Source organism: Nocardia sp. NPDC003726 (assembly GCF_053586955.1).
Map to the genome: position 1 here is coordinate 18,350 of NZ_JBSFNF010000019.1, position 20,644 is coordinate 38,993.

The following is a 20,644-nucleotide window of genomic DNA, read 5'->3' on the forward strand; positions in this document are numbered from 1 at the left end:
GAGGCGCCACCTCCAAACTTGCGGTTCGGGTGTGTGTCCGCGACGCTAGTCCGCCGACGGGCTGATCGCCAGTGTTCACGCAAATTTCCCGGAGTCAAGCAGCACAAGTAACCAGAACGCCACGTGTCGGCAATCCGGCGCCCAGTAGCGCGCGCACCGACTCGCGGGCCGTCGCACCGGTGGTCAGCACGTCGTCGACCAGCACCACCTCGGCATTCGCCGGTATTCCCCACTCCGCGGCGGGACCGGGCGCCGTGGTCACCCGCCCCTCCAGGTTGCGAGCGCGCTCGATGGGTGTCAAGCCCACCGAATCACGCACCCCGCGCCCCAGCCGCAACACAGGCAACACTCGGCAGTTGGGCAGCCACCGCGTAGCTACCGAGGCCGAGCGCAGCACCGGGTCGCCGCCCCTGCGCCGCGCGGCCACGCGCCTGCTCGGCGCGGGCACCAGCACCAAGGGCAGGCGCGGCGAACGCAACTCGGCGAGCGCGCCCGCGAGCGCCTTGCCGAGTGGCAGCGCCAGGTCCCGCCGTCCTCTTTCCTTGGCGGCGAGCACTGCCCGGCGCGCGGGCCCGGCATACGGCCCGAGCGCCCAGCAAGGAACGCCCGGGTCACTGCGCGGCCACACGCGTACCGGCGGACCGGCCAACGTGACGGCGCAGTCGGCGCACCAATCGGCTCCGGAACGCCCGCAGCCCGCGCATGCGGCGGGCAAGACCAGATCGAGCAAGGTTCGCATCGACCGAGTGTGCGCCCGCGCTCCGACAGATTCGCTCGATCAGGCAGACGACATTGCGCCTAGCAGAGCGTTGATACCTTGCGGCGAAGCCGTTTACGCCGCGCACGAACCGCTGCCGCAACCTCCCGTGCGATCGCGCCGAGCACGAGTTCCTTCGTACTCGCGACCGGTCGCCGCTCAGCCGGGCAGGACGGGGATGGCGTTCGCGCCCAGCCCCGGCACCTCACGCCAGTAGGGCTGCCCTTGATCCGGCGCGGAGGTCAGCTCCAGCACCGCGCGCGAGTCGGCGACGTACTGGTGGTCCGGGCTCGCGCTCACCGAGCGCACCGGCGCCGTGAGATTCTGCGACGTCAGCGGGGTCGGCTCCGAGCCGTCGACCGACACGGTGCTCACCGGGTCGACATTGCCCTCGCGCGCGATGATGATCGTGTCCGCGTCGAGCCAGTCCACCGACACCGCGGCCGTGCTGAGCCCGACACCGACGGGCAGCGCCGAGGTCAGCGCCAGCTTCCCGTCCGGCTGCGGCACGACGACCGCCACGTAGACCCGTCCGTCGGCGATCATCGCCGCCCGCACCCCGGTCCGGGAGATGCGCAGCTCGGTGATCGGTAGCCGGGGCGCCGTGGCCGATGAGGCCGCCGTCAATCCGGAGATGTCGACGTTCTGTACCGAAACGTTTCCGGTGCCGCGATCGTTGACCGCGCGGATCACCCGGTCACCGTCGACCACCGCCCATGCCGCGCTGCCGTCCGCGGTCCACGAGGGCCGGGTGATGGTGAAGCCCTCGGCCACCGGAAAAGCGTTGCCGCCGTATGTGCCGACCATCAGCGTCCGCGACGGCACGCCCGGCGGTCGTCCCGCTTCGGCCACCGCGGCGACGAACTGACCATCCGGAGACAGCGTCGCGGACTGCAGATTGTTCACTCCGCCGAAGTAGCCGGGCGTGGGCGTGATACCGCCGTTGTCGGCGATCTGCACCAGCCCGCCGCCGCGCAGCGCGTGCAGCCCGATGGGGTTGCGGGCGGCGGCGGCCGGATTGAACTGCTGCACGTCCGCCACGTTCCACCCGTTGGCGGCGAAACGCTCGTCCAGCGGCTTGCCGTCGGCGAGCAGCATGTACGGCCCGAGGATGTCGGCGCTGGACAACGTGAGCACCACCTGCGCGGCCAGTAGTTCGCGCTCGCGCGGATTCAGCGCCGACGCGCCGGCGAAGTCGATCCGCACGCCGCCGAGCCCGATGCCGACGCCGTCGGGGTCGCCGTTGGCCTTGGTGATCGTCCCGCGCAGCGCGATCGGCGGCGTCAACTCACTGTGCAGCACCGACGACAGCGTGGGCTGCGGCCCCTCCAGCAGCGAGCTGATCAACCGCTGGGTCAGCTGCGCTTTGGGCACCGCGAGCCAGCGCAGATCCGGCACGGCCATATTGCCGCTCGGATCGATGAAGTACAGCGTGTAGCGGCGGTAGGACTTGAAGAACGCGGTGGAGTCCATGACCACACCGTCGGGCAATTCATCGATGCGCCACTCGCCGTCGATCTTGGTCAGCTCGATCTTGTTCTCGACGAACGGGATGTCGTCGTTGGGCCGGTAACCGCCGTCCGCGGACAGCTCGCCGACCTTGCGCGCGCGGATCAGATAGTTGGCCTTGTCGCCGGAGCGCGATTCCCGCAGGGTGTCGGGTTTCTCGACGATGACGGTGCCCGCCGCGTCGTCCCACTGGGTGGAGGCCGCGGGCGTCATGTACTGCCGGGCGGCCAGATGCCGGTTGGCCGGATCGGCGGTGGCCTGGAGGAAATCGCGCAGCAGCAGATCCGGATCACGGTTGGCGACCGGGGGCGGCGGGCCCTCGGACGTGGGCTCGCGATTGATGGTGCCCAGCGCCTCCGGCGCGGACGACTCGGGCAGGCTGGCACAGGCGGTGAGCGGCATCACGACCGCGAGAACCGCCGCTGTCAGCACGGTCAGCCGCCGCATCCGCGCAGATCCGACACGCATTCTCATGACTGTACGTCCCCCGGTTCGCGCGCACCGCCGCCCCCGGCCTGCGCCGACTCCGACGCGGGCGAGCCATTCGACCCGGACGCGGGCTGCTGTTCGGCCTGCGCGTTGTCGGTGGGCGTCACCGTGCTTTCGGCCGCTGCGGGCCGACCACTCGCGCTCGGCTCCGCCGCTGCGCCGCCCTCCGCCTCCGCGGCGTCCGGCTCACCGCTGCCCGTCCCGGCCGACTCGCTTCCGCTCTCCGAACGCACCGGGTCCGGCTCGGTGGTCTCGACGCCGGCCGGAGGCACACCGACCGGATCGGCAGCGTCCGCCTGCGCGCCTTGCCCCACGGCGTTCGTCACCTGCGCGGCACCCGGCTCGGCGGCGGCCGGTCGCGCCGTTTCGGATTCGGTCGCCTCACGATCGACCGGCGGTTCCGGCTCCACCACATGCATGGATTTGCGCGCGGGCTCCAGCGGAAGCGGACTCGGGCCGAGCTTCTTGCCACGCACCAGCGGCAGCGTCAGCCGGAAGCTGGCGCCGACCCCGACCTCGCCCCACGCTTCGAGCCTGCCCTCGTGCAGGTTCGCGTCCTCCACGCTGATCGACAGACCGAGGCCGGTGCCGCCGGAGCGGCGCATGCGAGACGGATCAGAACGCCAGAAGCGGTTGAAGACCAGCTTCTCCTCGCCGGGCCGAAGGCCGACGCCCTGGTCCCGCACGACGACCGCGACCGCGTTGCTCTCGGCGTCGCCGCGCATCCGGATCAGCACCGGCTTGCCCTCGCTGTGGTCGATCGCGTTGGCGAGCAGATTGCGCAGCACTCGCTCCACCCGGCGCGGATCGACCTCGGCGACCAAGGGGTCCTCCGGCATGTCGCTGACGATCTCGACACCGGCGTCCTTGGCGAGGTGCCGCACGGTCGAGATCGCGGCCCGCGCGCACATCCGCACATCCAGCGATTCGACCTGGAGTTCGGCGACGCCCGCGTCGTGCCTGCTGATCTCCAGCAGGTCGTTGAGCAGGCCCTCGAACCGGTCGAGTTCGTTCACCAGCAACTCGGCGCTGCGGGCGAGGGCTGGATCGAGGTCGTCGCTGCTGCCGTGGATCAGGTCGGCGGCCATCCGCACGGTGGTGAGCGGCGTGCGCAACTCGTGGCTGACGTCGGAGGTGAACCGGCGCTGCAGATTGCCGAATTCCTCCAACTGGGTGATCTGGTTGGACAGGCTCTCGGCCATCTCGTTGAACGCCTGGGCCAGCCGGGCCATATCGTCCTCGCCGCGCACCAGCATGCGTTCCTTGAGCCTGCCGTCGGCGAACCGGCCCGCGATCCGGGCGGCGGAGCGGATCGGGAGGACCACCTGTCTGGTCACCAGCGCGGTGATCGCGGCGAGCAGCACCAGCAGCACGATGCCGCCGACCAGCATGGTGCCGCGCATCAGCGACAGGCTGCGCTCCTCGTTGGCCAGCGGGAAGATCAGGTAGATCTCCAGGGTCGGGATCTCGGCGCTCGGGCTGCCGATGATCAGCGCGCGACCGCTGTAGCCATCCGCGTCCTCGACGGTGGCGAACTGGTAGCTGACCTGGTTGCGCTGCACGAACCGGCGCAGCTCGTCGGGCACTTCCTGGATCGGGCCGCGCGGGATCTGCTGCGGCGGCATACCGCCGATGACGCTCAGCGCAGAGACGAAGCTGCCCGCGGCGCCGGTGGACTGCCCGCTGCCGCCGCGGTTGGACAGCGCGTTGCGGGCCTCCTCCAGCCGCTGCGGCTGCGCGCCGATGTCGTGCACACCGGCCAGCTGGCTCTCCACCGTGTTGCGCGCGCGGTCCATCTCCTCGACCGCAGCGTTGATCTTGGCGTCCAGCAGCCGGTCGGTGATCTGGCTGGTCAGCACGACACCGAGGATCGTGATGACGATCAGCGACAACGTCAGCGTCGACACGATGACGCGCAATTGCAGCGAACGACGCCACAGGTGGCCTAGGGCAATGCCGACCGCTTGGAACCAGGCCACCACCGGAGCCAGCGATCGTTCCAGACGCGCGAGGACGCCATGGATCACGGCGGTCCGGCCTTGTAACCGACACCGCGGACGGTCAGCACGATCTCCGGGTTCTCCGGATCCTTCTCGACCTTCGCCCGCAACCGCTGCACGTGCACGTTCACCAGGCGGGTGTCGGCGGCGTGCCGGTAGCCCCAGACCTGCTCGAGCAGGACCTCACGGGTGAACACCTGGCGCGGCTTGCGGGCCAGGGCGACGAGCAGGTCGAACTCCAGCGGCGTCAGCGAGATCTGCGCGCCGCCGCGGCTGACCTTGTGCGCGGGCACATCGATCACGATATCGGCGATCGACAACAGCTCGGCGGGCTCCTCCTCGGTGCGGCGCAGGCGGGCCCGCACCCGGGCCACCAGCTCCTTCGGCTTGAAGGGCTTGACGATGTAATCGTCGGCGCCGGACTCCAGACCGAGCACGACGTCGACCGTGTCGGTCTTCGCCGTGAGCATCACGATCGGAACCCCGGAATCGGCCCGCAGCACACGGCACACGTCGATGCCGTTCATGCCGGGCAGCATCAGGTCCAGCAGCACCAAATCGGGGCGGATCTCGCGAACCGCCGCCAGGGCCTGTGTGCCGTCGCCGACCACATGCGGGTCGAACCCTTCCCCGCGCAAGACGATCGTGAGCATCTCAGCGAGTGCCATATCGTCGTCGACGACCAGAATCTTCGGCTTCATAACTACTATGTTGTCATCTCCCAGGCCAGGATCGGGCCGCCACGCCAACACTGGTGCGAACCCGCGGCACAGCCAACCTTATCGACCAACGATTTCGGCGATGCGCGCGGCCAGCGTAGCCGGACCGTCCTCGGATCGGTATGTCCACCACGGTCCGCGCCAGTCGCGTTCGGCCAGCTCACGGTACACCGCGCCGGTGCGGTGCTGCAGACCGCCGTCGCGCTCGTAGACGTCGAGCGCGCGTTCGGCGTCGAGTTCGCCACGCCTGCGGGCACGCTCGGCCGCGAGTTCGACGGGAACGTCCAGCAACACTTGCAGCGCCGGAGCGGGAAGGGCGAATCTGCCGAACTCCAATTCGCCCACCCAGTCCACGATTTCACCGTCCGCCGACTGCCCGAGGCGGGCGGCCGAATAGGCGGCGTTGGAAGCGACGTAACGGTCGAGAAGCACAACGTCGTTGTCGGCCAACCGCTTCGACAGCTCGTCCGCGGCGTCCGCGCGGTCCAGCGCGAACAGCAGCGCCATGCCGCTGACCGAGCCCGCGAGGTCGCCGTGCGCGCCGCGCAGCGCCTCGGCGGCCAGGTCGGCGTGCACCGAGACGCGGTAGCGCGGGAAGGCCATCGTCGCGACCCGCAGCCCGCGACCGCGCAGCTCCGCGACCACCCGCTCGATCAGCGTCCGCTTACCGGCGCCGTCGAGCCCCTCGACCGCTATCAGCACTCCCATGACCTGGCACAATACCCCGCCTCGCAGCAGGAACCGACACCACCTCACCAGCGTGTATGCCGGGCTGAGCAGGGGCTGCGGGAACGCGCGTGCCGGTCCTCGTACGGCGGCCATGGCACCGCACGCGACCCCGGAGGTCGCCGACACCTTCAGGCGCCGGCGACCCCGGTGGTTACGCGGGCTCAGTAGCGGTAGTGCTCCGGCTTGTACGGGCCCTCGACATCGACGCCGATGTACTCGGCCTGGTCCTTGGTGAGCTTGGTCAGCTCGCCGCCGAGCGCCTCGACGTGGATGCGGGCGACCTTCTCGTCCAGGTGCTTCGGCAGCCGGTAGACCTCGTTGTCGTACTCCTCCGGCTTGGTCCACAGCTCGATCTGCGCGATCACCTGGTTGGAGAAGCTGTTGGACATCACGAACGACGGGTGGCCGGTCGCGTTGCCGAGGTTGAGCAGACGACCCTCCGACAGCACCAGGATCGAGCGGCCGGTCTCCTTGAACGTCCACAGGTCGACCTGCGGCTTGATGTTCAATTTCGTTGCGCCGGAACGCTCCAGCGCGGCCATGTCGATCTCGTTGTCGAAGTGACCGATGTTGCCGAGGATGGCCTGGTCCTTCATCGCCTTCATGTGCTCGAGGGTGATGATGTCCTTGTTGCCGGTCGCGGTGATGACGATGTCGGCATCGCCGATCGCCTTCTCCACGGTCACCACGTCGTAGCCGTCCATCAGCGCCTGCAGCGCGTTGATCGGGTCGATCTCGGTGACCTGCACCCGGGCGCCCTGTCCGGCAAGCGATTCCGCGCAGCCCTTGCCGACATCGCCGTAGCCGCAGATCAATACCTTCTTGCCGCCGATGAGCACGTCGGTGCCGCGGTTGATGCCGTCGATCAGCGAGTGGCGGGTGCCGTACTTGTTGTCGAACTTGCTCTTGGTGACCGAGTCGTTGACGTTGATCGCCGGGAACACCAGCTCGCCCGCCGCCGCGAACTGGTAGAGCCGCAGCACGCCGGTGGTGGTCTCCTCGGTGACGCCGCGCACCGATTCGGCGATCTTCGTCCACTTGCCTCGGTCGGACTCGAAGCGCTCGCGCAGCAGGTTCAGGAACACCTTGTACTCGGCCGAGTGGTTCTCGTCCTCCGGCGGCACCACGCCGGCCTTCTCGAACTGCGCGCCGCGCAGCACGAGCATGGTGGCGTCGCCGCCGTCGTCGAGGATCATGTTGGCCGGCTCGCTCGGCCAGGTGAGCATCTGCTCGGCGGCCCACCAGTACTCCTCCAGGGTCTCGCCCTTCCAGGCGAACACCGGGGTGCCCTTCGGCTCCTCGACGGTGCCGTTGGGGCCGACGACCACGGCGGCGGCCGCGTGGTCCTGGGTGGAGAAGATGTTGCAGGAGGCCCAGCGAACCTCGGCGCCGAGGCTGGTCAGGGTCTCGATCAGCACCGCGGTCTGCACGGTCATGTGCAGCGAGCCGGAGATGCGCGCGCCCTGCAGCGGCCGCACCTCGGCGTACTCACGGCGCAGCGCCATCAGACCGGGCATCTCGTGTTCGGCCAGACGGATCTCTTTGCGGCCGAAATCGGCCAGCGACAGATCCGCCACCTTGTAGTCGATGCCGTTGCGGACATCGGCGGTCAACGACGTGCGTGCGGGAAGTTCTGAGGTGGTCATCAGCCTCTCCTGGTTCGGCAAGTACCGAGGCAAGGCTAGTCGCTCACGACCCGGCCCGGTCTACGCGGCCGTCCCTCCCAGACGCGGACCGGCCTCCGGCTCGGCTCCCGCCGGGACGCCGCGAGCCGCCAGCAAGCGGCGCCGCTTCCGCGGCTGGACGTTCGCCAGGGTGATGTCGCCGCCGTAGTGGGCGAGGACGCGGGCGTCCATCACCCGCCGCCACAGCGGCGGAATGGCGGCGAGCACGATCATGGCGGCGTAGCCTGCGGGCAGTTGCGGAGCCTGCTCGGAGGTGCGCAGCGTCTGGTAGCGGCGGCCCGGGTTGGCATGGTGATCGCTGTGCCGCTGCAAGTGGAACAGGAAGATGTTGGTGACCAGATGGTCGCTGTTCCAGCTGTCGCGCGGCGAGCAGCGGGCGTACCTGCCGTCCGGTCGGCGGGCCCGCAGCAGGCCGTAGTGCTCGACGTAGTTCACCGTCTCCAGCAGACCGAAACCGATCACGGCTTGCAGCAGCAGCCACGGCAGCACCTGATAGCCGAACGCCGCGACGAGGCCGCCGAACAGCACGAGCGTCATCGACCAGGCCTGCAGGATGTGGTTGTGCACGCTCCACCAGCCCGTGCCCTTGCGCGCGAGGCGCTCCCGCTCCAGGGCGATGGCCGAGCGGAAACTGCCGGACACGCTGCGCGGCAAGAACTCCCACAGCGACTCGCCGAGACGAGCGCTGGCCGGGTCCTCGGGAGTCGCCACCCGCACGTGGTGGCCGCGGTTGTGCTCGACGAAGAAGTGCCCGTAACCGGACTGCGCGAGCGCGATCTTGGCCAGCCAGCGCTCCATTCGCTCGACCCGGTGCCCGAGTTCGTGGGCGGCGTTGATGCCGATGCCGCTGACGAATCCCAGGGTGGCGGCGAGGCCGAGCTTGTCGACCACGCTCAGCTCGTCGCCGGCCCACATGTAGCTCGCGATCACCAAGCCGATCAGCTGCACGGGCAGCATCAGATAGGTGCACCACCGGTAGTACCGGTCGTTGGAGAGCCGCTCGTAGTCCTCGTCCTTCGGATTGGTGCCGTCGACGCCGATCGACCAGTCCAGCAGCGGAATGGCGATCAGCACGATGATCGGGCCGATCCACCAGAAGACGTCCAGGCCGGTGTGCAGCACCAGCTGCGACGGCAGCAATGCCGACGCGGGCGGAAGCAAGCCGAGAACCCACAGATGGCGCTTGGGATCGGGCGATCCCATCGATTTGCCAACCGTTTGCACTTTTGCCCCACTCGAAGAAGACCCGAACACCGTCGCCTGAGAATACTTCTTGACTTGTTGTCTGTTACAACCAAGCCGTGGGTTGAGACGTGATCGCTATTACAAGCCGCACAGTCTGTTTTCAATGTGCTGCATGTGCGCCAGTCGCGAGCCGGTTGCTCATTCGGGCTCAGCTTTGCACGCGCGCGGCGAGGATCGCTTCGACGTAGGGACTCAGCAGCGCGCTCAATTCCGCGGGCGCGTCGCGGCCAGGGCCGGGCGGAGTAGGGATGTAGCTGAGGGCGATCCGCACCAGCGCGTGCGCGATGACGTCCGATTCGGCCGCCGTCGAAGCCACCCAGCTGTGCTGGAAGGCGCGCGAGAGACGTTCGGTCGCGTGCTCCAGCAACGGTCCCGCGTCCAGAGTGATCAGGCGCAGCAGATCCAGCTTCACCTCACCCGCGACCAACGACTGCACCAGCGGGTCGGACGCCGCGTCGAAGAAGAAGTTCGCCATACCGTCGCGGAACGCGGCGCGGACGTCACCGACATTGCCGTTGATGGCGGCGTCCACATGATCGACCAGGAAGTCGGCCAGGCGCAGGGCGTAGGCCTGGGTGAGGCCTGCGCGGGAGCCGAACTCGTTGTACAGCGTCTGCCTGCTCACCCCCGCCCTGGCCGCGACGTCACCGAGGGTGATCTTGGACCAGTCCCGCTCGGTGAGCAGCTCGCGCATCGCGTCCAGCACCGACGTCCGCAGCAGGTCCCGCGCGGCCTCCTGGTAGGAAATCCTGGTTCCGGTGCGCGGCATACCCGCGACACTGTCACGGGCGCCCGCCGCAGTCAAAATCTCACGACCGTTCGATTTCGACCATGTAGAAATCCGCCTTGGCGGCGCCGCAGTCCGGACAGGTCCAGTCGTCGGGGATGTCGTCCCAGCGGGTGCCCGGCGCGATGCCGTCCTCCGGCCAGCCCTCGGCTTCGTCGTATTCGAAGCCGCACTGGATGCACTGATACAGCTTGTACTCGGTCATTTCCTTGCCCCTATCGGCTCGAAATCGATCTTCTCCCGCACGCCGCAATCCGGGCAGCACCAATCATCCGGCACCGTCTCCCACCGGGTGCCCGGCGGGAAGCCCTCGTGCGGAGCGCCTTTCGCCTCGTCGAAGACGTAGTCGCAGACGGGGCAGCGATACGCGCTCATGCCTCGTCCCCTTCGGCAGCCTTCCGCGCGCCGTAGCGCGCCAGCACCTTCTCCCGCTTGCCGGGATCGATGTTGGCCCGGGTGATGTCGCCGCCGTAGTGCGCGAGCACGCGCTTGTCCATGACGCGACGCCACAGCGGCGGGAAGTAGGCGAGCAGGATCATGCTGGCGTAGCCGCTGGGCAGGTTGGGGGCGCCGTCCCAGCTGCGCAACGTCTGGTAGCGCCGGGTCGGGTAGGCGTGGTGGTCGCTGTGCCGCTGCAGGTGGTACAGGAAGATGTTGGTGACGATGTGGTCGCTGTTCCAGCTGTGCACCGGGGCGGGGCGCTCGTACCGGCCGCTCGCCGTGCGCTGCCGCACCAGGCCGTAGTGCTCCAGGTAGTTGACCGCCTCCAGCAGGCTGAAGCCCACCACGGCCTGCAGGATCAGATACGGCAGCAGCTCGATGCCGAACACCGCGATCAAGACCGCGAACAGCACCGCCGACATCAGCCAGGCGCTGAGCACTTCGTTGCGCAGGCTCCACGGCTTCTTGCCGAGCCGGTCCAGCCGCACCTTCTCCAACTGCCAGGACGACTTCAGGCTGCCCCACACGGTGCGCGGCCAGAAGGCCCAGAACGTCTCGCCCACACGGGAACTCGCCGGGTCCTCCGGCGTCGCGACCCGCACGTGATGGCCGCGGTTGTGCTCGATGTAGAAGTGCCCGTAGCAGGACTGGGCCAGCGCGATCCGCGACAGCCAGCGCTCCAGGTCCACCTTCTTGTGGCCGAGCTCGTGCGCGGTGTTGATGCCGATGCCGCCGATCATGCCGACGGTGATCGCCAGTCCGATCTTGTCCACCACGTGCAGCCCGCCGTCGATGCCGAGCCAGCTCACGTCGTCGGCGGTGATCAGGTAGGCCGCCATCACCAGCGTGGCGTATTGGAAGGGCAGGTACAGGTAGGTGAGGTAGCGGTAGTACTTGTCGTTCTCCAGGTACTCCATCACCTCGTCGGGCGGGTTGTCGCCGTCCGGGCCGAAGAAGATGTCCGCGATCGGGATCAGCACGTAGACCAGGATCGGCCCGAGCCAGAACGGCACCTGCGCGAGGCGATGCCAGCCCAACTCGTTGAGTCCCCAGATCAGCGGCAGGCCGATGAGGAACAGGCCGGCCGGGGCGAACAGACCCCACAGCCACATATAGCGCTTGCGATCCCGCCACGCCGGTACCTCGACCGGCTGGGCGGACGCGTCGGCGTGCGTCGACATCGTCGTCTCCATTCCCGAAGAGCACGCCACATGTGACGTGCATTACCTCACTTGTGGACGATAGACGGACATTTGTCGCTTGTCTAGACAAATGCGGCAATTTGTAAACCACGCGGCGAGAGAACGAGAAAGCCCCGGCCGGAGGGGACTCCGGCCGGGGCTCGTCGGGTGGCCGACTCAGCGCAACAGCACGTCGGCGTCGGCGGGCAAGGCGTGCACCGGCCACCAGCGCAGGTCGGTGGATTCGTGACTTCGCACCGGGAGCGCGCCCGCGGGGGCGGTGATGCGGAACAGGAGGTCCAGGTGTCTGGTCGGAACGCCGAGGGAGCAGGTGATGGGATGCGCTTGGGCGCCGTACAGTCCCGGTTCCAGCCGCAGGCCCGCGATGCCGGACTCCTCGGTGGCCTCGCGCAACGCGGCGTCCGCGACCGTCTCGTCCCGCTCTTCGCAGTGGCCGCCGAGCTGGATCCAGCGCCCGACCCGCGGGTGCAGAGTGAGCAGCACCTCGCGACCGTCGTGGGAGAACACGACCGCGGAGGCGGTGATGTGGCCCGGCGCGTGCTCGCGCAGGCAACCACGCGGCGCCGAACCGAGGAATGCCAGCATCGCCTCACGCAGCGATCGCTCCGGATCCGTGCCCGGGCGCCACGTCTCGAGCAGGTCGGTGGCCGAAGCGCGCAGTGATTCCGCGCTCACCGGAGCCGCTTCCCCACCGCCGCCGAATCGCGGCGCTTCACAGCTCGACCAGCCCCGAGCCCGCACTCGCCGGCTGCCGCGGGGTCAGCTCCTCGAGCGGATGACCGATGGCGACGGCGCCAAGCGGACTCCAGTCCTCGGCCACGCCGAGCACGTCCCGGGTGACCTCGGGCGCGAAGATCGTCGACCCGATCCAGCAGCTGCCGATGCCCTCGGTGGCGAGGGCGACCAGCAGGCCCTGCACCGCCGCGCCCACCGCGACGGTGAACATGGTGCGCTCATCGGCCCGCCTGCGCTCGTCCGGATAGTCGTGCGCACCGTCGGGCACGCAGAACGGGATGATCACCTCGGGCGCGTCGAACAGGATGCGGCCGCGCGCGACCCGGCGCTCGATCCGTTCCGGGGACAGGCCGTCGGCGGCCAGATCGGCGCGCCACTTGTCCGCCATCGCCTCGAGCAGCCGGGTGCGCAGCTGCGGCGTGCGCAGCCACACGAACCGCACCGGGCGGGTGTGGTGCGGAGCGGGCGCGGTCAGCGCGACCGACACCGCCGAGCGGATCCGCTCGGGATCGACCGGAGCGTCGGAGAACTGGCGGACCGAGCGACGCAGGAGGATGGCCTCCTTGCGCCCGCGTTCGATGGCCTCCTCGGTGCCGAGCCAGAACAGGTCGTCGGTGCCGCCGCGCAGCAGATCGGCGGCGCCGGATCCGTCGTCGACGATCGGAAGCCCGCGCACCACGGCGACCGGGACGCCGCCGAGCTTGCCCTTGACCAGGTCCGCGGCGGCGGCCAGCTCGTCGGCCACGGCCACCTGGGTGACGAACAGCTCGTTGCCCTGACCGTCGACCGCGCCCGCGTAATCGTGCAGCACCCGCAGGCCCGCGGCGCCGATGGCCGCGTCGGTCTGCCCGTTGCGCCAGGCCCGGCCCATCGTGTCGGTGACGACCACCGCGACCGTCACGCCCAGCCGGTCGGCGAGCGCGGCGCGCAGCGCCTTGGCGCTGGCGTCCGGGTCGGTGGGCAGCAGCACCAGCTCGCCCCGCTCCACGTTCGAGCCGTCCACGCCGGAGGCGGCCTGCACGATGCCGAGCTTGTTCTCGGTGATCAGGGTGCGGCCCTTGCGCGCGAGCACCCGCACCGCCTCCTGGTCGACGAGACTGCGCCGGACCGCGTCGCGCTCCTGCGGATCCAGCGGCGCTTCCACGATGCGTCCCTCGACCTTGGCGACGATCTTGCTGGTGACCACGAGCACGTCGCCGTCGGCCAGCCAGGGCGCGCAGCGGGCGATGTGCTCGGCGATGTCGTCGCCGGGCCGGAATTCGGGCAGCCCGGTGACGGGCAGGATGCGCAGTTCTCCTGCCGCGTGGTCGATCGGTGTGCTCACAAGGCGACTCCAGCGAGATCCAGCGCCTGACGCACCATCTCGGCGGTGGTCGGCGGGTCGGTCATCAACAACGGGACGCTACGCACCTCGACTCCCGGCACATCGGCGGCGTCGGTGCTGTGGATCAGCCAGCCGTCCAGGATCCCCGTGGCCGAGCGGGCGCCGTAGTACCGGCCGATCGCCTCGGCCGTCGTCTCCACCCCGATCACCGACAGGCACTCGTCGGCCATACCGCGCAGCGGCTTGCCATCGATCACTCCCGACACGCCGATCACCTTCGCCGGGGTGGTGCGCAGCGCGCCCCTGATACCGGGCACGGCGAGGATGGCGCCGATGCTGACGACGGGGTTGGACGGCGCGAGCAGGACCACGTCGGCGGATTCTATGATATCGATCACATTTGGGGCAGGTTTGGCTTCATCGGCGCCAATTGTGGCGAATCCATGGGTGTCGATGTTCGCGCGGTAGCGAACCCACCACTCTTGAAAATGGATCGCGCGCCGTTCGCCAGGGTTGTCCGGATCGGACACCACGACATGCGTTTCGCAGCGATCGTCGGTTGCCGGGATCAGTTTCACGCCGGGCTGCCACCGGTTGCACAGCGCCTCGGTGACGGTGGAGAGCCGGTATCCGGCGCGCAACATTTCGGTGCGGATCAGATGCGTGGCGATATCACGGTCCCCCAAGCCGAACCAGTCCGGCTGGGCGTGATATTTCGCGAGCTCTTCCTTGGCGTGCCAGGTCTCGCCGACCCGGCCCCAGCCGCGCTCGGTGTCTATGCCGCCGCCCAGCGTATACATGCAGGTGTCGAGGTCGGGGCAGATCCTGAGCCCGTGCATCCAGACGTCGTCGCCCACGTTCACGATCGCGGAGACGTCCGCCTCGGGCAGCAGTTCCCGGACGCCCTGAAGGAAACGCGCGCCACCGACACCGCCGACCAGCACGGCGATCCGGGGTCCGTTCGCGGGCGTGGCGTCCGCTTGTTGTCCAGTCACATCCGCACAGCCTATGCGCTGACGCGAAGTCTCCCGTTCGCGGCAAATTTGCTATACATTTGCTATCGCACATCACAAGAGGGACTCGGAATGCGGCTGCGGATAGTAACGGAATAGCGACGGCGGCTTGACCATCGACGCGTCCGGCGTGTCTAATCACAGTCATGTCATTCCGGGTTCGCGCGAGAGATCAACGCGCGAACGACTTTTCGAACAGACGTTCGCATCGGTGTGACAAGCTCGGGGACGTCCGCGGGACAACGTCGCGGGGTATGGCCGTCGGTGCGCGTGTTGGTCCGACGGAAAGAATCATTCTGCGCTAACACACAGTGAGGAGGCGGAGCGATGGCCAACGAGATGGTCTCGCCGACCGATTCCACAGCAGGCGCAGCACGTGGCGTCTGCGCAGATAACGGCGGCTGGAAGGACCAAGAGGGGGGTGACGGAGTCACGGCGCCTCGGCTCAGCCTGGTCGTGACCGGCTTCGACGAGATGTTCGAATCCATCGAAGAGCAGTGGCAGGAGCGCGCCCTGTGCGCGCAGACCGATCCGGAGGCGTTCTTCCCCGAGAAGGGCGGCTCCACCCGCGAGGCCAAGCGGATCTGCATGGGCTGCGAGGTCCGCGACGAGTGCCTGGAATACGCGCTCGCGCACGATGAGCGCTTCGGCATCTGGGGCGGCCTCTCCGAGCGGGAGCGCCGCCGCCTCAAGCGCGGCATCGGCTGACAGACATCCGCGATGCCCGGAGCCGCCCGTCCACCGGGGCGCTCCGGGCACGCGCGACACGGCCGACAGATCTCCCACCGCCTCGATGCGGACGGCCGGAGCCGACTGGCCTAGATTTTCTCTCATGGCACGTTCCCGTAAGCGTCGACCGCCGACCGCGCGGTCGGTGATCCGCCGCGGCCGCGGAGTGCGCGGACCGATGCTGCCACCCACCGTGCCGGCCTGGCGGACCAGAGGCCAGAAGTTCGACCGGCTGGTGCTCGAGGCGTTCGCCCCCTTGGACTCCCGCTGGCACGACCGGCTCACCAAGCTCGACATCGCGGTCGACGACGTTCCGAAAATCCGTCCGCTGCATCCCGATTCGGTCACCTGGCCGGACGAGGTCGTCGCCGACGGCCCGGTTCCGCTCTCCCGGCTCATCCCGGCGGGCGTCGACCGGCACGGCGCGGCGACCAGGGCCAGGGTGGTGCTGTTCCGCAAGCCGCTCGAGTTGCGCGCCAGCGACCCCGACGACCTCGTCGATCTGCTGCGCGAAGTGCTGGTCCAGCAGGTCGCGACCTACCTCGGCGTCGATCCGGACGTGATCGATCCGGAAGCGGAGTGAATCGCACCCATCCGCGCGGCGGCGGCACCCGAATGCGCTGGGGGCAAGCGTGTGTAGGCGGTCACCGGCTGGGTACTCCGGTGCGCATGCCATGACCGACCACTGGCGTCGCGCGTGCGGACATCGGCGCCCGCGCGTGGCGCCGGGTGACGTCCGGATTCACCGCGGGGCACGTCGTGGCCCCGCGGAACCTCGTGCTGCCCTCGTTCCGCGACGCACGGACCGAGATTCTTCAAGCGTGTCTGTCCCCATCGACGCGCCAGGGGGGTTACTCTCATCGGCGTGATTCCCATGCGTCGTTGCTGCCGACCAGGCTGCAAGAATCCGGCCGTCGCGACGCTCACCTATGTGTACTCCGACTCGACGGCAGTCGTCGGACCACTCGCGACGGTCGCCGAACCGCACTCCTGGGATCTCTGCGAAACGCACGGCTCACGCATCACCGCCCCGAAGGGCTGGGAACTGGTTCGCCACGAAGGCGGGTTCTCCTCCAGCACACCGGATGACGATGATCTGACCGCGCTCGCCGAGGCGGTGCGGGAAGCGGGGTTGCGCCGCCGCCCTCCCGAGCGCGAGCAGCGCGGCTATCGCGACTACGCTCCCCCGCCGCCGCGCACCACGCGCACGGGTCGCCGCGGCCATCTGCGCGTGCTGCCCGACCCGCCGTCCTGATCGGACCAGGACGGTGTCGGACCGGTCCGGCGCAACCACTAGGGTGTTGGGCATGACAGTCGCCCGCTCTGCCGAATTCGTGAACGCGGTGATCAAGGCCTACGACGTTCGCGGTGTTGTCGGTGACCAAATCGACGCGGAATTCGTCAGGGACGTCGGCGCGTCCTTCGCGCGGCTGATGCGCGCCGAAGGCGCCCGCCGGATCGTCATCGGGCACGACATGCGCGATTCCTCCCCCGAGCTGTCGGCCGCCTTCGCCGACGGCGCGCTCGGCCAGGGCCTCGACGTGGTGCACATCGGCCTGGCCTCGACCGACCAGCTGTACTTCGCCTCCGGCCGCCTGGACTGTCCCGGCGCCATGTTCACCGCCAGCCACAACCCGGCCCGCTACAACGGCATCAAACTGTGCCGCGCCAAGGCCCTTCCGGTCGGTCAGGACACCGGGCTGGCCACCATCAAGAACGAACTGATCGACGGCGTGCCCGCGTACGCGGGCGAGCGCGGCACCGCGACCGAACTCGACCTGCTGACCGAGTACGCCGACTTCCTGCGCGGCCTGGTCGATCTCGGCGGCATCCGCCCGCTCACCATCGCGGTGGACGCGGGCAACGGCATGGGCGGGTACACCGTGCCCGCGGTGCTCGGCGCGCTGCCCCAGGTGACGATCGTGCCGCTGTACTTCGAGCTGGACGGCACCTTCCCCAACCACGAGGCCAACCCGCTGGACCCGGCGAACCTGGTGGACCTGCAGAAGCTGGTGCGCGAGTCCGGCGCGGACATCGGCCTCGCGTTCGACGGCGACGCCGACCGCTGCTTCGTCGTGGACGAGAACGGCGACCCGGTGTCCCCCTCGGCGATCACCGCCCTGGTGGCCGAGCGCGAACTGGCCAAGGAGCCCGGCGCGGTGATCATCCACAATCTGATCACCTCCCGCGCCGTGCCGGAGCTGGTGCACGAGCTGGGTGGAACGCCGGTGCGCACGCGGGTCGGGCACTCGTTCATCAAGCAGGAGATGGCCGCCACCGGAGCGGTGTTCGGCGGCGAGCACTCCGCGCACTACTACTTCCGCGACTTCTGGGGCGCCGACTCCGGGATGCTGGCGGCGTTGCACGTGTTGGCCGCGCTGGGTGAGAAGGACCGGCCGGTGTCGGAGCTGATGGCGTCCTACGCCACCTACGCGGCTTCCGGGGAGATCAACTCCACCGTGGCCGACGCCGCGGAGCGGACGCTGGCCGTCGTCGACGCCTTCGCCGACCGGGCGCATTCGGTGGACCGGCTGGACGGGGTGACCGTGCAATTGGCCGACAACGCCTGGTTCAACCTGCGCGCGTCGAATACCGAGCCGTTGCTCCGGCTGAACGTCGAAGCCAGATCGGCGGAGGAAGTAGACGCACTCGTGACCGAGATCCTGGGCATCGTTCGCTCCTGACTGGAATAGTGGAATCACAGGCCTTGGATTCGTCCGTCTCGGTCTCGGTGTGGCAGCTGGACCGGGTGGGCGCGGGGGCGGAAAAGACACAGCGCGATGAGGGGAGGTGGGACGCCCGATGATCGCTGGAACACCGGTGCTCGACCTCGACGATGCCGCTTCACTCGAGGCCGCCGACGCAGGCGGCGCCCTTCGCTCGGCCGCTTCCGGCGGCGCCCAGGTCCGCGCCACCGCGGCGGCCGTCGGTGAGGACGCGCTGGCCCGATTGGCCGATCTGCGACCGCGCAGCGTGGTGCTGGTCTCCGGTTCCGGGCGTGCCGCACGCGCCGCCGGACTGCTCGTGGCCGCGCTCGGCGACCGGGCGGGTCTGCCCGTCGTGCCCGCCGCCGCCTTGCCCCCTTGGGTGGGGCCGCTGGACGTCGTGCTGGTCTCCGGCGATGACGCGGGCGATCCGCGCCTGATCGACGCCGTCGACCGGGCGCTGCGCCGCGGCGCCGAGGTGGTCGTCGCCGCGCCGCACGAGGGGCCGCTGCGCGCCGCCGCGGCAGGGCGCGCCGCCGTGCTGGAACCCCGGGTGCAGGTGCTCGGGTACAACCGCCTGCTGCGCTTCCTGGCCGCCGGAATCGCGGTCCTGCGCGCGGTCGACCCCCAGCGCACCGGAGCCGTGGTCCCGGAACTCGCCGACCTGGCCGACGTGCTGGACGCGGAGGCGCTGCGCGACGGCCCGCACAACGAGGTCTTCCACAACCCCGCCAAGACGCTGGCCGCCCGGATGCAGCAGCGGGGCGTGGTGCTCGCGGGCGATTCGCCCGCCGCCGCCGAACTGGCCGAGCACGGCGCCGAGGTACTGCTGCAGTCCGCGGGCAAGGTCGCCACCGCGGTGGATCTGGCCGAAGCCGTGGCCGCGCGGACCAGGATGGCCGAGGCGGCGGGCGAATCCGCGCCCGGCTACGACCCGCTGTTCCACGACGAGGAACTGGACGGCCCCGCGCCCGTGGAACGCATCCGGGTGTTCGTGCTCAGCGCCGATCGCGATCGGGCGGCCGCGCGCAGGCGCATCGCGGTGTTCGGCGGCGAGGCGGCGAGCATGGTCGACGCCGATCTGGTGAACGCCGACGTCGACCTGCTGCACACGGAGATGACCGACCCGGCCGCGCCCGCGCAGACCCATGCCGAAGAGGCCGTGCCCGCCAACGGCACCGAACTCGAACAGCTCGCGGTGCTCGCGTTGCGACTGGAGATGGCGGCCGCCTATCTGCGGCTGATCGGCTCGCGCACCGCACCGGCCGACAGCCAGGAGCAGTACGGGGGAAGCTACTAGTGCACGAACTCGTTGGTGCGCTGCGCTCGTATGCCTGGGGCTCGCGCACCGCGCTCGCTCAGCTGTGCGGCAGGCCGGTGCCGTCGGCGCATCCGGAGGCCGAACTGTGGTTCGGCGCCCACCCGGCCGATCCGGCGTACGTGAAGACCGGCACCGACGCCGTCTCGCTGCAGGAACTGATCGCCGCCGACCCGAGCCGGGAACTGGGCTGGGTCGCAACCCGATTCGGCGAGAAGCTGCCGTTCCTGCTCAAGATCCTGGCCGCCGAGGAGCCGCTGTCGCTGCAGGCCCACCCGAGCACGGAGCAGGCGCGGGCCGGTTTCGAGCGGGAGAACCGCGCGAAGGTGCCGCTGAACTCGCCACTGCGCAACTACCGCGACGACAACCACAAACCCGAGCTGATCGTCGCGCTGGACCGGCTGGAGGCGCTGGCCGGCTTCCGCGATCCGCACCGCACCGTCGCGTTGCTGCGCGCGCTGGCGGTGGACGGATTGCGCTCCTACTGCGAACTGCTTGCCGCGCAACCGGACAAGGCCGGCCTGCGCACCCTGTTCACCACGTGGATCACGCTGCCGCAGCAGGTGCTGGCCACGCTGCTGCCCGAGGTGCTCGACGGCTGCGTGCGGTATCTGTCGGGCAAGGGCGCCCGCGAGTTCACGGCCGAGGCGCGCACGACGCTCGAATTGGCCGAGGCCTACCCGGGCGACGCGGGCGTGCTTGCGGCGCTGCTGCTGAACCGGGTGACCCTGGAGCCGGGCCAGGGATTGTTCCTCGCGGCCGGGAATCTGCACGCCTACCTGCGCGGGGTCGGCGTGGAGATCATGGCCAACTCCGACAATGTGCTGCGCGGCGGCCTCACCCCCAAGCACGTCGACGTGCCGGAATTGTTGCGCGTGCTGGATTTCGAGCCGATCGACTTGCCCGCGGTGCTGCCCGAGCCCGCCGGTGACGGGTCGGTGCGCTATCGCACGCCCACGTCGGAGTTCGCGCTGCGCCGCTTCGATCTGGTCGCCGGTTCCGCGCGGGTGCCGCTGACCCCGGCGGGCCCGGCGATCGTACTGTGCACGGCGGGCACGGTGCGGCTGTTGCGGAACGACTCGTCGCTGGAGCTCACCCGGGGTGCGGCGGCGTGGATCTCCGCCGCCGACACCGATATTCGCGCGCAGGCGGTGGACGGTGCCGTCCAGCTGTTCTGCGCGTCCGTCGGCGCGATCGGCTGACCGATCCGGAACGCCGGTTTCCGGGTGTCCTAGTCTGTTCGCTGGTATCTCGAAA

The 20,644-nt window shown here is 69.4% G+C and carries 20 protein-coding genes; 6 read left to right on the forward strand and 14 right to left on the reverse strand.

All coding sequences use genetic code 11. The annotated features are described in order from the left end of the window. Window positions 1-94: 94 nt before the first annotated feature. The 14 genes from ACWDMM_RS23410 to cofD form a co-directional block, all read right to left on the reverse strand. Entirely contained in the window at window positions 95-739 is a 645-nt protein-coding gene (locus ACWDMM_RS23410; RefSeq protein ID WP_357207846.1) for a ComF family protein, read from the reverse strand. Window positions 740-916: 177 nt separating this feature from the next. Continuing rightward, complete coding sequence (gene lpqB, locus ACWDMM_RS23415) at window positions 917-2,740, reverse strand: MtrAB system accessory lipoprotein LpqB (RefSeq protein ID WP_357207844.1); 1,824 nt, start codon at window positions 2,738-2,740, stop codon at window positions 917-919. Further along, window positions 2,737-4,782: an MtrAB system histidine kinase MtrB gene (gene mtrB, locus ACWDMM_RS23420; RefSeq protein ID WP_449939549.1), complete on the reverse strand. Its 2,046-nt coding sequence runs from the start codon at window positions 4,780-4,782 to the stop codon at window positions 2,737-2,739. Before mtrB ends, lpqB begins: the two co-directional genes overlap by 4 nt. Then, on the reverse strand, window positions 4,779-5,456 hold the full coding sequence (gene mtrA / locus ACWDMM_RS23425; protein WP_039800350.1) for an MtrAB system response regulator MtrA: 678 nt from the start codon (window positions 5,454-5,456) through the stop codon (window positions 4,779-4,781). The genes mtrB and mtrA overlap by 4 nt, the downstream gene beginning before the upstream one ends. A gap of 78 nt (window positions 5,457-5,534) precedes the next feature. Further along, window positions 5,535-6,182: a dTMP kinase gene (locus tag ACWDMM_RS23430; protein ID WP_449939552.1), complete on the reverse strand. Its 648-nt coding sequence runs from the start codon at window positions 6,180-6,182 to the stop codon at window positions 5,535-5,537. Between the two features lie 182 nt (window positions 6,183-6,364). Then, window positions 6,365-7,849 (reverse strand): adenosylhomocysteinase, encoded by a 1,485-nt coding sequence (ahcY, locus tag ACWDMM_RS23435; RefSeq protein ID WP_449939554.1) that lies wholly within the window; start codon window positions 7,847-7,849, stop codon window positions 6,365-6,367. Window positions 7,850-7,909: 60 nt separating this feature from the next. Beyond that, window positions 7,910-9,091 carry an alkane 1-monooxygenase gene (locus tag ACWDMM_RS23440; protein ID WP_195082030.1) on the reverse strand — a complete coding sequence of 394 codons (1,182 nt, stop codon included), beginning with the start codon at window positions 9,089-9,091 and terminating at the stop codon, window positions 7,910-7,912. 190 nt (window positions 9,092-9,281) lie between these two features. Next, window positions 9,282-9,902 carry a TetR/AcrR family transcriptional regulator gene (locus ACWDMM_RS23445; protein ID WP_195082031.1) on the reverse strand — a complete coding sequence of 207 codons (621 nt, stop codon included), beginning with the start codon at window positions 9,900-9,902 and terminating at the stop codon, window positions 9,282-9,284. Window positions 9,903-9,942: 40 nt separating this feature from the next. After that, window positions 9,943-10,125: a rubredoxin gene (locus ACWDMM_RS23450; RefSeq protein ID WP_043730863.1), complete on the reverse strand. Its 183-nt coding sequence runs from the start codon at window positions 10,123-10,125 to the stop codon at window positions 9,943-9,945. Next, a complete protein-coding gene (locus ACWDMM_RS23455; RefSeq protein ID WP_195082032.1) occupies window positions 10,122-10,295 on the reverse strand; it encodes a rubredoxin in 174 nt (57 codons plus the stop codon). Before ACWDMM_RS23455 ends, ACWDMM_RS23450 begins: the two co-directional genes overlap by 4 nt. Continuing rightward, the gene (locus tag ACWDMM_RS23460; protein WP_195082033.1) at window positions 10,292-11,542 is read right to left on the reverse strand and encodes an alkane 1-monooxygenase; all 1,251 of its coding nucleotides are present in this window, start codon (window positions 11,540-11,542) and stop codon (window positions 10,292-10,294) included. The genes ACWDMM_RS23455 and ACWDMM_RS23460 overlap by 4 nt, the downstream gene beginning before the upstream one ends. 177 nt (window positions 11,543-11,719) lie before the next feature. Next, window positions 11,720-12,238: an NUDIX hydrolase gene (locus tag ACWDMM_RS23465; protein ID WP_357112839.1), complete on the reverse strand. Its 519-nt coding sequence runs from the start codon at window positions 12,236-12,238 to the stop codon at window positions 11,720-11,722. A gap of 37 nt (window positions 12,239-12,275) precedes the next feature. Continuing rightward, on the reverse strand, window positions 12,276-13,622 hold the full coding sequence (locus ACWDMM_RS23470) for a coenzyme F420-0:L-glutamate ligase (protein ID WP_357207839.1): 1,347 nt from the start codon (window positions 13,620-13,622) through the stop codon (window positions 12,276-12,278). After that, window positions 13,619-14,617 carry a 2-phospho-L-lactate transferase gene (gene cofD / locus ACWDMM_RS23475; protein WP_397071459.1) on the reverse strand — a complete coding sequence of 333 codons (999 nt, stop codon included), beginning with the start codon at window positions 14,615-14,617 and terminating at the stop codon, window positions 13,619-13,621. The genes ACWDMM_RS23470 and cofD overlap by 4 nt, the downstream gene beginning before the upstream one ends. A gap of 492 nt (window positions 14,618-15,109) precedes the next feature. Here cofD and ACWDMM_RS23480 point away from each other — a divergent pair, with 492 nt between their 5' ends. The 6 genes from ACWDMM_RS23480 (at window position 15,110) to manA (ending at window position 20,589) form a co-directional block, all read left to right on the forward strand. Next, on the forward strand, window positions 15,110-15,343 hold the full coding sequence (locus ACWDMM_RS23480) for a WhiB family transcriptional regulator (RefSeq protein WP_029901515.1): 234 nt from the start codon (window positions 15,110-15,112) through the stop codon (window positions 15,341-15,343). Window positions 15,344-15,467: 124 nt separating this feature from the next. Continuing rightward, entirely contained in the window at window positions 15,468-15,947 is a 480-nt protein-coding gene (locus tag ACWDMM_RS23485) for a metallopeptidase family protein (RefSeq protein ID WP_168434228.1), read from the forward strand. Window positions 15,948-16,238: 291 nt separating this feature from the next. Continuing rightward, window positions 16,239-16,619: a DUF3499 domain-containing protein gene (locus ACWDMM_RS23490; protein ID WP_039800382.1), complete on the forward strand. Its 381-nt coding sequence runs from the start codon at window positions 16,239-16,241 to the stop codon at window positions 16,617-16,619. A gap of 52 nt (window positions 16,620-16,671) precedes the next feature. Continuing rightward, window positions 16,672-18,048 (forward strand): phosphomannomutase/phosphoglucomutase, encoded by a 1,377-nt coding sequence (locus ACWDMM_RS23495; RefSeq protein WP_195082036.1) that lies wholly within the window; start codon window positions 16,672-16,674, stop codon window positions 18,046-18,048. Window positions 18,049-18,166: 118 nt separating this feature from the next. Beyond that, the gene (locus tag ACWDMM_RS23500; protein WP_195082037.1) at window positions 18,167-19,369 is read left to right on the forward strand and encodes a serine/threonine-protein kinase; all 1,203 of its coding nucleotides are present in this window, start codon (window positions 18,167-18,169) and stop codon (window positions 19,367-19,369) included. Further along, complete coding sequence (gene manA, locus ACWDMM_RS23505) at window positions 19,369-20,589, forward strand: mannose-6-phosphate isomerase, class I (protein WP_449939559.1); 1,221 nt, start codon at window positions 19,369-19,371, stop codon at window positions 20,587-20,589. The genes ACWDMM_RS23500 and manA overlap by 1 nt, the downstream gene beginning before the upstream one ends. The last annotated feature ends 55 nt before the right edge of the window (window positions 20,590-20,644 follow it).